At 52.4% G+C, this 13,274-nt stretch carries 13 protein-coding genes and 4 tRNA genes; 1 reads left to right on the top strand and 16 read right to left on the bottom strand.

Annotated elements, in window-relative coordinates; translation table 11 throughout:
- Window positions 1–297: 297 nt before the first annotated feature.
- The 11 genes from rplL to BH714_RS16165 form a co-directional block, all read right to left on the bottom strand.
- Window positions 298–663, bottom strand: a complete 366-nt coding sequence (rplL, locus tag BH714_RS16220) for a 50S ribosomal protein L7/L12 (RefSeq protein WP_014168154.1) — start codon at window positions 661–663, stop codon at window positions 298–300.
- Window positions 664–729: 66 nt separating this feature from the next.
- Window positions 730–1,227: a 50S ribosomal protein L10 gene (gene rplJ, locus BH714_RS16215; protein WP_004097644.1), complete on the bottom strand. Its 498-nt coding sequence runs from the start codon at window positions 1,225–1,227 to the stop codon at window positions 730–732.
- Between the two features lie 291 nt (window positions 1,228–1,518).
- Entirely contained in the window at window positions 1,519–2,223 is a 705-nt protein-coding gene (rplA, locus tag BH714_RS16210; RefSeq protein WP_006810530.1) for a 50S ribosomal protein L1, read from the bottom strand.
- Between the two features lie 3 nt (window positions 2,224–2,226).
- Window positions 2,227–2,655, bottom strand: coding sequence for a 50S ribosomal protein L11 (gene rplK / locus BH714_RS16205; protein ID WP_008808007.1), 429 nt, complete (start codon window positions 2,653–2,655; stop codon window positions 2,227–2,229).
- 155 nt (window positions 2,656–2,810) lie between these two features.
- Window positions 2,811–3,356 carry a transcription termination/antitermination protein NusG gene (gene nusG / locus BH714_RS16200; RefSeq protein WP_003862341.1) on the bottom strand — a complete coding sequence of 182 codons (546 nt, stop codon included), beginning with the start codon at window positions 3,354–3,356 and terminating at the stop codon, window positions 2,811–2,813.
- Between the two features lies 1 nt (window position 3,357).
- Window positions 3,358–3,741: a preprotein translocase subunit SecE gene (gene secE, locus BH714_RS16195; protein WP_003862342.1), complete on the bottom strand. Its 384-nt coding sequence runs from the start codon at window positions 3,739–3,741 to the stop codon at window positions 3,358–3,360.
- 229 nt (window positions 3,742–3,970) lie between these two features.
- Window positions 3,971–5,155, bottom strand: coding sequence for an elongation factor Tu (gene tuf / locus BH714_RS16185; protein WP_014830236.1), 1,185 nt, complete (start codon window positions 5,153–5,155; stop codon window positions 3,971–3,973).
- Window positions 5,156–5,273: 118 nt separating this feature from the next.
- Window positions 5,274–5,349 (bottom strand) — tRNA-Thr (locus BH714_RS16180).
- Between the two features lie 6 nt (window positions 5,350–5,355).
- Window positions 5,356–5,430, bottom strand: a tRNA-Gly gene (locus BH714_RS16175).
- Window positions 5,431–5,546: 116 nt separating this feature from the next.
- Window positions 5,547–5,631, bottom strand: a tRNA-Tyr gene (locus BH714_RS16170).
- 8 nt (window positions 5,632–5,639) lie between these two features.
- Window positions 5,640–5,715 (bottom strand) — tRNA-Thr (locus tag BH714_RS16165).
- Window positions 5,716–6,030: 315 nt separating this feature from the next.
- Here BH714_RS16165 and coaA point away from each other — a divergent pair.
- Window positions 6,031–6,981: a type I pantothenate kinase gene (gene coaA / locus BH714_RS16160; protein ID WP_025206418.1), complete on the top strand. Its 951-nt coding sequence runs from the start codon at window positions 6,031–6,033 to the stop codon at window positions 6,979–6,981.
- A gap of 50 nt (window positions 6,982–7,031) precedes the next feature.
- Here the strand turns inward: coaA and dppF are convergent, their stop codons facing one another.
- The 5 genes from dppF to dppA all read right to left on the bottom strand — a co-directional run bounded on the left by dppF (window position 7,032) and on the right by dppA (window position 12,736).
- Window positions 7,032–8,045: a dipeptide ABC transporter ATP-binding subunit DppF gene (gene dppF, locus BH714_RS16155; protein ID WP_040018430.1), complete on the bottom strand. Its 1,014-nt coding sequence runs from the start codon at window positions 8,043–8,045 to the stop codon at window positions 7,032–7,034.
- Window positions 8,042–9,025: a dipeptide ABC transporter ATP-binding protein gene (gene dppD, locus BH714_RS16150; protein WP_014168148.1), complete on the bottom strand. Its 984-nt coding sequence runs from the start codon at window positions 9,023–9,025 to the stop codon at window positions 8,042–8,044. The genes dppF and dppD overlap by 4 nt, the downstream gene beginning before the upstream one ends.
- A gap of 10 nt (window positions 9,026–9,035) precedes the next feature.
- Window positions 9,036–9,938, bottom strand: a complete 903-nt coding sequence (gene dppC / locus BH714_RS16145) for a dipeptide ABC transporter permease DppC (RefSeq protein WP_040018429.1) — start codon at window positions 9,936–9,938, stop codon at window positions 9,036–9,038.
- Window positions 9,939–9,947: 9 nt separating this feature from the next.
- On the bottom strand, window positions 9,948–10,967 hold the full coding sequence (gene dppB, locus BH714_RS16140; RefSeq protein WP_020882632.1) for a dipeptide ABC transporter permease DppB: 1,020 nt from the start codon (window positions 10,965–10,967) through the stop codon (window positions 9,948–9,950).
- Between the two features lie 161 nt (window positions 10,968–11,128).
- Window positions 11,129–12,736: a dipeptide ABC transporter periplasmic-binding protein DppA gene (gene dppA, locus BH714_RS16135; protein ID WP_014168145.1), complete on the bottom strand. Its 1,608-nt coding sequence runs from the start codon at window positions 12,734–12,736 to the stop codon at window positions 11,129–11,131.
- Between the last annotated feature and the right edge of the window lie 538 nt (window positions 12,737–13,274).

Raw genomic sequence — 13,274 nt, 5'->3', positions numbered from 1 at the left:
AGTCGACCCATCTGTCCGACGAAGGGACAGTTTGTGCAACACCATTTTGTGGACCGGAAAATTGAATACTTTCCGCAATACCTGTTGCTATCACGCTTAAATCATTTCGTCGCGATTTACACAGAGCGCGCACCCTGTCGCAATATATTAAGTCGTCGATAGAAACATGCATTGTCAGGACAACCAGTAGTCAAACAGTGTGAAATGCTACTGATGCCTTACAGCGCAAAAAGGCTGGTGACTAAAAAGTCACCAGCCATCAGCCTAATGACTTAGGCTGCAACCAGAAAAGTTGGCTTATTTAACTTCAACTTCAGCGCCAGCTTCTTCCAGAGATTTTTTCAGTGCTTCTGCGTCGTCTTTGCTCACGCCTTCTTTCAGCGCAGCTGGAGCAGCTTCTACCAGGTCTTTAGCTTCTTTCAGACCCAGGCCAGTTGCGCCACGTACTGCTTTGATAACAGCAACTTTGTTAGCGCCAGCAGCTTTCAGAATTACGTCGAATTCAGTTTTTTCTTCAGCAGCTTCAACCGGGCCAGCAGCTACAGCTACAGCAGCAGCAGCGGAAACACCGAATTTTTCTTCCATTGCAGAGATCAGTTCTACAACGTCCATTACGGACATAGCTGCAACTGCTTCAATGATTTGATCTTTAGTGATAGACATTTAAATTGTTCCTGAAAATCAGAATAAGTTTATACGTAAGCAAATGCTTTATAAAGATAACTGCGATTAAGCAGCTTCTTTTGCATCGCGAACAGCAGCCAGAGTGCGAACCAGTTTGCCAGCCGAAGCTTCTTTCATGGTTGCCATCAGGCGTGCAATTGCTTCTTCGTAGGTCGGCAGGGTTGCCAGGCGATCGATTTGCGATGCCGGGATCAACTCACCTTCAAAGGCTGCAGCTTTGACCTCAAATTTTGCATTCGCTTTCGCGAACTCTTTGAACAGACGAGCAGCAGCGCCCGGGTGTTCCATAGAGTATGCAATAAGGGTCGGACCAACAAACGTGTCTTTCAGGCACTCGAAAGGAGTACCTTCAACTACGCGACGCAGCAGGGTGTTACGAACAACACGCATGTATACGCCAGCTTCACGACCTGCTTTACGCAGTTCAGTCATTTTGTCTACAGTAACGCCACGGGAATCCGCAACTACTGCAGACAGCGCGCCTTTGGCTACTTCGCTGACTTCAGCAACAATCGCTTGTTTGTCTTGAAGATTTAAAGCCATTAGCTTTGCTCCTGGATGTTTGCCGGAACTCATGTTCCGGAACTCACTTCACTCTCCCCAACGGAAAGAGCGTCTTAATACGGTGAGCAGAAACAAGCCAGAGTATCCAAAAATAATCTTAGCGTTCTGTCACCGTCTACGCAGGGCATTAAGTTTCTTGCGAAACACCTGCGGTCTTCGACGGAGGCCTGGATTAGGCCAGGCTCCAACGAACAAATCTTTTAGCCGCTAACTTTTGTTAGCAAACGTGGGGGTAAGATTGTAGACAAAATCACCGCCCACGTAAAGGCATTAGTTTGCAGCAGCGCTCAGGCCAGCCTGGTCAACTGCAACACCTGCACCCATGGTGGTGGAGATGCTAACTTTCTTGATGTACACGCCTTTCGCCTGAGTTGGTTTTGCTTTTTTCAGCGCAACCAGCAGAGCTTCCAGGTTTTCTTTCAGTTTGTCAGCGTCAAAGTCCACTTTACCGATGGTGGTGTGGATGATGCCGTTTTTGTCGTTACGATAACGAACCTGACCTGCTTTAGCGTTCTTAACAGCTTCAGCAACGTTAGGGGTTACAGTACCCACTTTCGGGTTTGGCATCAGGCCGCGTGGACCCAGAACCTGGCCCAGCTGGCCAACAACGCGCATTGCATCTGGAGAAGCAATAACAACGTCAAAGTTCATTTCGCCTTTCTTGATCTGGTCAGCCAGATCTTCCATACCTACCAGTTCAGCGCCGGCAGCTTTAGCCGCTTCAGCGTTTGCACCCTGAGCAAATACAGCTACGCGTACGGAACGGCCAGTACCATGTGGCAGTACAGTTGCACCACGAACGTTCTGATCAGATTTACGAGCATCGATGCCCAGGTTAACAGCAACGTCAACGCTTTCAACGAACTTAGCGGTAGCCAGTTCTTTCAGCAGAGCGATAGCTTCGTTGATGTCGTACTGTTTGGTCGCATCAACTTTGTCACGGATCACGGACATGCGCTTGGTCAGTTTAGCCATTTCTTAGTCCTCCACTACCAGGCCCATGGAACGTGCAGTACCTTCGATTGAGCGAGTCATCGCTTCAATGTCGGCACCAGTCATGTCGGCAGCTTTGGTCTGCGCGATTTCCTGCAGCTGAGCGCGGGAAATTTTACCCACTTTGTCTTTGTTCGGTTTACCGGAACCAGACTTGATACCCGCCGCTTTCTTCAGCAGAACTGCTGCTGGAGGGGTTTTGGTAACGAAAGTGAAAGAACGGTCAGCGTATACAGTGATAACAACTGGGATTGGCAGACCTTTTTCCATGGATTCGGTTTTGGCGTTGAACGCTTTACAGAATTCCATGATGTTCACACCCTGCTGACCCAGAGCTGGACCAACTGGTGGACTTGGGTTCGCCATACCTGCTGCAACCTGCAGCTTGACGTAGGCTTGTACTTTCTTAGCCATTCTAAAATCCTCTGATTGGGTGATAACGCCTCAAGGAGGCTCCCCGTGAATAAAATCGTTTTACAGGCCGTAGCCCATAAAAACAAAAGGCGCGAAATTGTATTCCAATCTCGCGCCTTGTGCAACGATTAAATCGTCGCTTTTTTGATCGCTGCTTAGGCTTTTTCGACCTGGGCAAAGTCCAGTTCTACCGGGGTCGCACGACCGAAGATAGAAACGGACACTTTCAGGCGGGACTTCTCGTAGTCCACTTCTTCAACCACGCCATTAAAGTCAGCAAACGGACCGTCATTAACACGAACCATTTCACCCGGCTCAAACAGCGTTTTCGGACGCGGCTTATCACCCACCTGCTGCAGGCGGTTCATAATCGCATCAACTTCTTTGTCGCTGATTGGCGCCGGACGGTCAGACGTGCCGCCGATAAAGCCCATCACGCGCGGTACGCTGCGCACCAGGTGCCAGCTCGCGTCGTTCATAACCATCTGAACCAGCACGTAACCCGGGAAGAATTTACGCTCGCTTTTGCGACGTTGGCCGCCACGGATCTCGACCACTTCTTCGGTCGGAACCATAACTTCGCCAAATAACTCTTCCATGTTGTGTAATTTGATATGCTCACGCAGCGACGTTGCTACGCGGCCTTCAAAACCGGAAAACGCCTGAACGACGTACCAGCGCTTTTTAGGGGCTTCAGACATCTCAGAACCTCAGGCCAGTGATAAAGGATACCAGGCGAACCAGAATACCATCCAGTCCCCACAGGATCAGTGACATTACAGCGGTAACCGCCGCTACGATCAGCGTGGTGTGCAATGTTTCCTGGCGAGTCGGCCAAATTACCTTGCGGACTTCGGTACGCGCTTCGCGAGCAAAAGCGACAGTCGCTTTGCCTTTTGTCGTCAACAGCGCGACACCACCCGCTGCAGCAATCAGAATTACCACTGCAAGCGCGCGTAGCGGCAGCATCATGTCACGATAAAGGTAGTTGCCGACAATCGCTACAATCAGCAGCACGGCTACGACTACCCATTTCATCGCTTCCAGGCCGCGCCCGCTCCCTTGAGCTTCGGTATTCGCACTCATAAACCAACCTGTCAGAAGTATTCTACAAACATTTTCACCCCGCGATTGCGAGGCAAACCAAATCGAAATGCTAATTCGCTTTTCGGATTATACGCTCTCTGCAGAGCCTGTCTCAGCAATGATTATGACAAATTTAATCACTGATGAGCCAGGTTCTGATCTGAAAGCGTGCAAAAAGGGCATCAAATGATGCCCTTTTATTGCGCATTGCGTCAAATGTTATCAGCAATTAGCCGAGAACTTTAGCAACCACGCCCGCGCCAACGGTACGGCCACCTTCACGGATTGCGAAACGCAGACCGTCGTCCATCGCGATTGGGTGGATCAGCGTCACAACCATCTTGATGTTGTCGCCTGGCATTACCATCTCAACGCCTTCTGGCAGTTCGATAGTACCGGTCACGTCAGTTGTACGGAAGTAGAACTGTGGACGGTAGCCTTTGAAGAACGGAGTATGACGGCCGCCTTCGTCTTTGGACAGGATGTACACTTCAGATTCGAACTTGGTGTGTGGCTTGATTGAGCCTGGCTTAGCCAGTACCTGACCACGTTCGATTTCTTCACGTTTGATACCACGCAGCAGAACACCTACGTTCTCACCAGCACGGCCTTCGTCCAGCAGTTTGCGGAACATTTCAACGCCAGTACAGGTAGACTTAGCAGTCTCTTTGATACCAACGATTTCAACTTCTTCGCCAACTTTGATGATACCGCGCTCAACACGACCGGTAACAACGGTACCACGACCGGAGATGGAGAATACGTCTTCGATTGGCAGCAGGAACGGCTTGTCGATCGCACGCTCTGGTTCTGGGATGTAAGAATCCAGGAAGCCAGCCAGTTCGATGATTTTCGCTTCCCACTCAGCGTCGCCTTCCAGCGCTTTCAGCGCGGAACCACGAACGATTGGAGTGTCGTCGCCTGGGAAATCGTACTGAGACAGCAGTTCACGAACTTCCATCTCTACCAGTTCCAGCAGCTCTTCGTCATCAACCATGTCACATTTGTTCAGGAACACGATGATGTAAGGAACGCCTACCTGGCGACCCAGCAGGATGTGCTCACGAGTCTGAGGCATTGGGCCGTCAGTCGCAGCAACAACCAGGATCGCGCCGTCCATCTGCGCAGCACCGGTGATCATGTTTTTAACATAGTCGGCGTGGCCTGGGCAGTCTACGTGTGCGTAGTGGCGAGTCGGGGTGTCGTACTCAACGTGAGAGGTGTTGATGGTGATACCACGAGCTTTTTCTTCTGGTGCGTTATCGATCTGGTCGAATGCACGAGCAGAACCACCGTAGGTTTTAGCCAGAACGGTAGTGATTGCAGCGGTCAGCGTTGTTTTACCATGGTCAACGTGGCCGATAGTACCGACGTTAACGTGCGGTTTTGTACGTTCAAACTTTTCTTTAGACATCGATTGTCCCTCTAAGACACGGATAAATCGGTGATATCACCACATCAACCAGGCGAAATGCCTGAATTGTTGAATACAGTAAAATTGAAACAGAGAGAAACGGGAAGGAGAAGTGAAGTGGTGCTGATACCCAGAGTCGAACTGGGGACCTCACCCTTACCAAGGGTGCGCTCTACCAACTGAGCCATATCAGCACGTATTGGAGCGGGCAGCGGGAATCGAACCCGCATCATCAGCTTGGAAGGCTGAGGTAATAGCCATTATACGATGCCCGCATCCTGAAACTCGGCTACCCAGTTCTTTCTGTAACAAAAAAAGAGATTTCTCTCTTTTTAGGTTCGAGCTGATTCAATTTTCAAACCAGCTCCGGCGGCTTAACGCTGCCAGAAAGTGGTGGTGGGGGAAGGATTCGAACCTTCGAAGTCTGTGACGGCAGATTTACAGTCTGCTCCCTTTGGCCGCTCGGGAACCCCACCGGACTTGATGGTGCCGACTACCGGAATCGAACTGGTGACCTACTGATTACAAGTCAGTTGCTCTACCTACTGAGCTAAGTCGGCATCAAGTAGCGCGCATTCTATGGAGACATGCGCAGTCATGCAACTAAAAAATTGCATAAAACGTTCTTTCGCTCACATTTTATTCGAAACCAGGGTTAACCGCTGTAAATTCATCCACTCAAGGTCAAAAATTCAACATCGGCGCCCGATTTACACCACTTATACCGTATCGTGATGGCTCCCGCGTAAAGCATCGCTTCCCCATATTTTTTCTTATTATTCCTGTCATCTGGTGTTAACCTCCTGCCCATTGTCCAAAATTAACTACGTTGAGCCCGGACGCGCTGTGTTGTGCTGGCTCACTGAAGCATGCTTATGAGCAAAAAAGAGCAAACGTTAATGACACCTTATCTTCAGTTTAACCGTAGCCAGTGGGCTGCACTGCGTGACTCCGTCCCGATGACGCTGACGGAAGGCGAAATCGCACGGTTAAAGGGGATAAACGAAGATCTGTCGCTGGAAGAAGTGGCAGAAATCTATTTACCACTCTCGCGCTTGCTTAACTTCTATATCAGCTCCAACCTGCGCCGTCAGGCGGTGCTGGAGCAGTTCCTCGGGACGAACGGCCAACGCATTCCTTATATCATCAGCATTGCAGGCAGCGTGGCCGTCGGTAAAAGCACCACCGCACGTGTATTGCAGGCGTTACTGAGCCGCTGGCCAGAACACCGCAGCGTGGAGCTCATCACCACTGACGGTTTCCTGCACCCGAATGAGGTGTTAAAGGAACGCGGGCTAATGAAGAAGAAGGGCTTCCCGCTCTCTTATGATATGCACCGTCTGGTGAAATTTGTCTCTGACCTGAAATCGGGCGCGCCTAACGTCACTGCTCCGGTATATTCGCACCTGATCTACGATCGCATCCCGGGTGGAGACAAAACGGTGGTTCAGCCGGATATCCTGATCCTCGAAGGGTTAAACGTCCTGCAAAGCGGGATGGATTATCCTCACGATCCCCATCATGTGTTTGTCTCTGACTTCGTCGATTTCTCTATTTATGTCGATGCGCCGGAAGACCTGCTGCAGAACTGGTATATCAACCGCTTCCTGAAGTTCCGTGAAGGCGCGTTCACCGACCCTGACTCCTATTTCCACCACTACGCCCAGCTTTCTGAAGAAGAAGCCATTAATGTGGCGCGAGGGCTGTGGAATGAGATCAACTACGTGAACCTGAAAGAGAACATCCTGCCCACACGTGAGCGCGCCAGCCTGATCCTTACCAAGAGTGAGAAACACGCTGTCGACCAGATCCGTCTGCGCAAGTAATCACGCAGACATAAAAAAACCGGCTTAGCGCCGGTTTTTTTATTGATGGATTACGCCACCGGCTTTTCGCCATTCTCATCCTGATCGACCGCGAAGCAGGCAACCAGCTGACCGCCATAATCCTTGAGCTGTGGCTGCAACTGGGTGCACGGGCCAAAGCGGCGACTGCAGCGGGCGTTGAATGCACAGCCTGGAGGCGGATTCAGCGGGCTGGGCAATTCACCCGTCAGCTTGATGCGCTCGCGACGATCGTCAGGGTTCAGGCGCGGGGTCGCAGACAGCAGCGCCTGGGTGTACGGGTGACGAGGATGAGTAAAGATCTGCTCTTTTGTCCCCTTCTCCACGCAGCGCCCCAGATACATCACCATCACTTCGTCGGCAATGTGCTCCACAACCGACAGGTCGTGCGAAATAAACACGTACGACAGCCCCATGTCCTGCTGCAGATCCATCATCAGGTTCAACACCTGCGCACGCACAGAAACGTCGAGGGCAGATACCGGCTCATCGGCGATGACCACGTCAGGGTCGAGCATCAAACCACGCGCAATTGCGATACGCTGGCGCTGGCCGCCAGAGAACATATGCGGATAACGATCGTAATGCTCGGTCTTCAGGCCCACTTTCGCCATCATCGCCAGCGCTTTTTCACGACGCTGCTCTTTGTTCAGATTGCTGTTAATCAGCAGGGGCTCTTCCAGAATCTGTCCCACTTTTTTACGCGGATTCAACGATCCGTACGGGTTCTGGAACACAATCTGGATTTTCTGACGGCGCAGTTTCTGCGCCTGCGGATCGTGCTTGAGCAGGTCCTGTCCCTGATAATAGAGCTCACCGCCGGTGGGGACTTCAATCATCGTCAGCAAACGACCCAGCGTCGATTTGCCACAGCCTGACTCACCGACCACCGCCAGCGTTTTGCCGCGTTCAAGGGTAAAGGAGACGCCATCCAGCGCTTTCACCAGGCGTTCAGGCGCAAACAGCCCCTTCTTCACCGGATAGTATTTTTTCAGGTCGATAGCCTGCAACAGCGGTTGTTGCTTGGTGGCCTGTTGCGTACTCATAGTGTTGGCCTCCCGGCATCATCGAGTGGGTAGTGGCATTTCGACTGACGACCGTCAGCAAGCAGGTTGAGCTCTGGCTCTTCTGCACGACATTTGTCTGTAGCATACGGACAACGCGGATTAAGCAGGCAGCCCTGCGGTCGGTCATATTTACCCGGTACGACGCCCGGAAGTGATGCCAGGCGCGCTTTGTCCTGGGCAAACTCCGGCAGCGCACGCAAAAGCGCCTGCGTATACGGGTGACGCGGCGCGCGGAAAATATCGTGCGAATGTCCAGTCTCGACCACCTGACCTGCATACATCACGATAATTTTGTGCGCCGCTTCGGCCACCAGCGCCAGGTCATGCGTAATCAGCACCAGCGCCATGTTCTCTTTCTGCTGCAGTTCCAGCAGTAGCTCGATGATCTGCGCCTGGATAGTCACGTCCAGCGCCGTTGTCGGTTCATCCGCAATCAGCAGTTTTGGCCGACAGGCAATCGCCATGGCGATCATCACACGCTGGCTCATCCCACCGGAGAGCTGGTGCGGGTAAACGTCCAGACGCGATGCCGGGTCAGGGATACCGACCTGATTTAGCAGATCGATCGCACGCTGACGCCGGGTCTTCTTATTCCCGCCCTGGTGCACCTTGATGGCTTCCATAATCTGGAATCCCACGGTGTAACAAGGGTTCAGACTGGTCATTGGGTCCTGGAAGATCATCGCCACTTCCGCACCGACCAGCTGGCGGCGCTGCTTTTCGGAGATACGCTGCAGGTCCTGACCGTTAAACTCCAGACTTTCGGCCATGACGCGGCCGGGATAATCAATCAGCCCCATGATGGCCAGTGAACTGACCGACTTACCGGAACCCGACTCACCCACAATGCCGACCACTTCGCCCTGATTTACGCTGTAGCTGATGCGGTCCACGGCGCGAAACGGAGTGCCTTCGTCACCGAAGTGCACCGATAATTTATCTACATTTAATAACGCCATCTCGTGCCTCTTACTGCTTCAGTTTGGGATCAAGTGCATCACGCAGGCCATCACCCATCAGGTTAAATGCCAGCACCGTCAGCAGGATTGCCAGACCCGGGAAGGTCACAACCCACCAGGCGCTTTGGGCGAACTGCAACACATCGGAGAGCATGGTGCCCCACTCCGGTGTTGGCGGCTGCGCACCCATGCCCAGGAAGCCAAGAGCGGCCATATCAAGAATGGCGTTAGAGAAACCGAGTGACGCCTGAACAATCAGCGGCGCCAGGCAGTTCGGGAAGATGTTGACGAACATTTGACGCATCGCGCCAGCACCCGCCACGCGGGAGGCCGTTACGTAGTCGCGGTTTACTTCCACCAGCACCGCCGCACGCGTGAGTCGCACATAGTGGGGAAGCGCCACGAAGGTTAATGCCAGCGCGGCGTTACTGATCGACGGACCAAAAATCGCCACCAGTACCAGCGCCAACAGCAAGCTGGGCAGCGCCAGCATGATATCGACGATACGCATGATGATGTTATCGATAATGCCGCCGAAGTAGCCAGCAACCAGACCGAGTACGATCCCCATAACCAGCGACAACACGACCACCAGGCAGCCGACCAGCAGCGACAGACGCGCACCGTACATCAGACGCGACAGCACATCGCGGCCCACGTCATCGGTACCCAGCAGGTGCGACAGGCTACCGCCGTCCTGCCATGCTGGCGGTGCCAGCAACGCATCACGGAACTGATCCGCCGGGTTATACGGTGCAAGCACGTTGGCAAACACCGCAATCAGGATCATGACAGAGACATAAACCAGCCCCACCACCGCGCCTTTGTTGCGCTTGAAGTAGTGCCAGAATTCCTGCAGCGGCGTCATGGGAACCGGTGCAGTAACCACTTTATTTTCAGAAATGTGTGACATGATGGCCCCTTACTTCTTATGACGAATACGCGGGTTCACCACGCCGTAGAGCAAATCGACCAGCAGGTTGACGAGAATAATCATCGTCGCGACCAGCAATACCCCGCCCTGCACTACCGGATAATCACGGCGTTGCAGTGCGTCAATCAGCCAGCGTCCGAGGCCCGGCCATGAGAAGATGGTTTCGGTCAGGATCGCCCCCGCCAGCAACGTCCCCACCTGCAGACCAATAACAGTCACCACCGGCAGCATGGCGTTACGCAGGGCGTGAACGATAATGACGCGCATACGCGTCAGACCTTTGGCGCGTGCGGTGCGAATGTAATCCTCACCCAACACTTCCAGCATTGAAGAACGGGTCATACGCACGATAACCGCCAGAGGAATGGTGCCGAGCACCATCGCAGGCAGGATCATATGTGCCACCGCATCAATGAAGTTACCCTCTTCGCCCCAGATAGCCGTATCGATCAGCATGAAACCGGTCAGAGGATTCGTATCATCCAGGAAGACCATATCGCTGACGCGTCCGGAGACCGGCGTCAGGTTTAGCTGCACCGAGACCAGCATGATCAGCATCATGCCCCACCAGAAGATAGGCATGGAGTAACCCGTCAGCGCCAGGCCAACAGCCGTATGGTCGAAAATAGAGCCACGTTTCACGGCAGCCAGGACCCCAACAGGGATACCCACCGCAGTGGCGAAAATCATGGCGCAGACACCAAGCTCCAGTGTCGCTTTAAAACGCGGCACGAACTCGTCCCACACCGGAAGACGGCTTTTCAGCGAAATCCCTAAATCACCGTGCAACACGCCCCAGATATAGTTGAGGTATTGCTGCCACAGTGGTTTGTTCAGGCCAAGCTCAGCCAGCAGCTGTGCATGGCGTTCAGGTGAAATACCACGCTCGCCCGCCATAATCATTACCGGGTCGCCGGGGATCATATGGACGAAGGCAAAAGTGAGAAGGGTGATACCGATAAACGTGGGGATAACAAGTCCCAGACGTCGGAGGATGAACTGCAACATAACCCGGATTCTCTCTGATGACGTACAACCAGTTGGCGTGACGTCTGTATTGCTCACAAATGTAAATTCCCTCTCTCTTCAGGAGAGGATTAGGGTGAGGGAATGCATGCACGCCCTCACCCCTGCCCTCTCCGTGAAGGAGAGGGAGAACACCCTACTTATTATTCAACAGAGACGTTTTCGAAGTGGTGTTTGCCCAGTGGATCAACCACGTAGCCCTTCACTTCTTTACGCACTGGTTCGTACACGGTGGAGTGAGCCACAATCAGAGCCGGAGCCTGATCGTGCATCACAACCTGAGCCTGTTTGTACAACTCGATACGTTTGTTGTGATCGTCGGTCGCACGCGCCGGCTGGATCAGGTCTTCAAACGGCTTGTAGCACCAGCGAGAGTAGTTAGAACCGTCTTTCGCAGCTGCACAGCTGAACAGGGTAGCGAAGAAGTTGTCCGGATCCCCATTGTCACCGGTCCAGCCCATCATCACCGCCTGATGCTCACCCGCTTTGGCACGCTTCAGATACTCGCCCCACTCGTAGGTCACAATCTTGGCCTGAACGCCCACTTTAGCCCAGTCAGCCTGAACCATTTCAGCCATACGGCGTGCGTTCGGGTTATACGGACGCTGTACTGGCATCGCCCACAGCTCAACGGTAAAGCCTTTCTCCTGGCCTGCTTCTTTCAGCAGCGCTTTCGCTTTCTCAGGATCGTAGGTGTAGTCTTTAACGTCGTCGTTATAGCCCCACATGGTTGGTGGGATCAGGTTCTTGGCGGCAACACCCGCGCCCTGATAGACCGCTTTAATGATCGCTTCTTTATTCACTGCGTAGGTCAGCGCCTGACGGACTTTCACGTCATCAAACGGTTTCTTCTCGGTGTTGAAGGAGAGGTAACCCACGTTCAGACCAGCCTGCTCCAGCAGGTTGATGTTTTTATCCTGCTTCATGCGCGCGATGTCAGCCGGGTTCGGGTATGGCATGACCTGGCATTCGTTTTTCTGCAGTTTTGCGTAACGCACAGAAGCATCAGGCGTGATGGAGAAGACCAGACGGTCGATCTGCGGCTTGGTGCCCCAGAAGCCCGGGAAGGCTTTATACAGAATACGGGAATCTTTCTGGTACTGCAGAAGCTGGAACGGACCGGTACCGATTGGGTTCAGGTCCACTTTCTCCGGGGTGCCGGCTTTCAGCATGTTGTCCGCGTACTCTTTAGACAGAATAGAGGCGAAGTCCATGGCCAGGTCAGCCAGGAATGGTGCTTCCGGACGCGTCAGCACGAACTGAACGGTTTTATCGTCCACTTTTTTCACTTCAGCGATCAGGTCCTGCAGGCCCATCCCTTCGAAGTATTCATAGCTGCCGCCAGACACTTTGTGATACGGGTTCTGAGCATTTTTCTGACGGTCGAAGGAGAACACAACGTCATCGGCATTAAAATCGCGCGTTGGTTTGAATTCTTTATTGTCCTGCCACTTCACGCCCTGGCGCAGGTGGAAGGTATAGGTCTTACCGTCTTCGCTGACGTCCCACTTCTCCGCCAGACCTGGGATCACTTCCGTGGTACCGGTTTTGAATTCAACCAGACGGTTATAGATAGGCACAGAGCTTGCGTCGTAAGTCGTACCAGAGGTAAAGAGCTGTGGGTTAAAGCCTTCCGGCGAGCCTTCAGAACAGTAAACCAGGGTTTTTGCCTGTACGCTTGCTGCCACGGTCATAGCCACCAGGCTCAGACCAAGCTTCAGCATCCCTGACTTCTTCAAGGAAATACTCATTATTCTGCTCCAATGTGATGTTTTGCTTTGTTGTGTTACGCCGCCAGACCTTTATTTATTTTTTACCCGGTCCGGTCGGTGATGCCCGAAGGCGTTTAAGGGATGGAGAATCCTTTCAGAAGAGCGTTTGAGTTGCAGCGCAGATCGTCCCTGAAATGCCCCTCATGCCCTACAATCTGTCAACAGAATGTGAAAACGTCAATACAGGTGACGGGGATTTACGCTGAGTGTGAGAAACCGCAAACAAAGATTAAAAAAACTATGCATGCCAGTTTTCAGCAGGGAAATTTATGCTACTCGCTATGTTGCAGCACAATTATCTTCATATTTCGCAACAATCAGTGATTAACTTTTATTCAGATCGGGTAAATTTTCTTGCAGAACGGTGATTATCTGAGCACTAAATACCGCGAACGTTAAAACGCACAGCGAAAAATGCTGAGGTTATCCATAAGCAACGCGAAAAAAGATCAATCTATATATAAAAAAATACAATGGATTATGTCACAAAATCGTTAACAGACAGGAAGAAGGCGGG

This window comes from Enterobacter ludwigii (assembly GCF_001750725.1).
Taxonomy (GTDB): Bacteria; Pseudomonadota; Gammaproteobacteria; order Enterobacterales; family Enterobacteriaceae; genus Enterobacter; species Enterobacter ludwigii.
Note: the sequence above shows the minus strand (reverse complement) of the source record. Positions and strands in the feature narration are given on the sequence as shown.

Excerpts from the sequence above, each read along its gene's own strand:
- rplA (WP_006810530.1), bottom strand. The coding sequence starts at position 2,223 with ATGGCTAAACTGACCAAGCGCATGTCCGTGATCCGTGACAAAGTTGAT.
- dppA (WP_014168145.1), bottom strand. The coding sequence starts at position 12,736 with ATGAGTATTTCCTTGAAGAAGTCAGGGATGCTGAAGCTTGGTCTGAGC.
- dppF (WP_040018430.1), bottom strand. The coding sequence starts at position 8,045 with ATGAGTACGCAACAGGCCACCAAGCAACAACCGCTGTTGCAGGCTATC.
- dppB (WP_020882632.1), bottom strand. The coding sequence starts at position 10,967 with ATGTTGCAGTTCATCCTCCGACGTCTGGGACTTGTTATCCCCACGTTT.
- tuf (WP_014830236.1), bottom strand. The coding sequence starts at position 5,155 with ATGTCTAAAGAAAAGTTTGAACGTACAAAACCGCACGTTAACGTCGGT.
- coaA (WP_025206418.1), top strand. The coding sequence starts at position 6,031 with ATGAGCAAAAAAGAGCAAACGTTAATGACACCTTATCTTCAGTTTAAC.
- rplK (WP_008808007.1), bottom strand. The coding sequence starts at position 2,655 with ATGGCTAAGAAAGTACAAGCCTACGTCAAGCTGCAGGTTGCAGCAGGT.
- dppC (WP_040018429.1), bottom strand. The coding sequence starts at position 9,938 with ATGTCACACATTTCTGAAAATAAAGTGGTTACTGCACCGGTTCCCATG.
- dppD (WP_014168148.1), bottom strand. The coding sequence starts at position 9,025 with ATGGCGTTATTAAATGTAGATAAATTATCGGTGCACTTCGGTGACGAA.
- rplJ (WP_004097644.1), bottom strand. The coding sequence starts at position 1,227 with ATGGCTTTAAATCTTCAAGACAAACAAGCGATTGTTGCTGAAGTCAGC.
- secE (WP_003862342.1), bottom strand. The coding sequence starts at position 3,741 with ATGAGTGCGAATACCGAAGCTCAAGGGAGCGGGCGCGGCCTGGAAGCG.
- nusG (WP_003862341.1), bottom strand. The coding sequence starts at position 3,356 with ATGTCTGAAGCCCCTAAAAAGCGCTGGTACGTCGTTCAGGCGTTTTCC.
- rplL (WP_014168154.1), bottom strand. The coding sequence starts at position 663 with ATGTCTATCACTAAAGATCAAATCATTGAAGCAGTTGCAGCTATGTCC.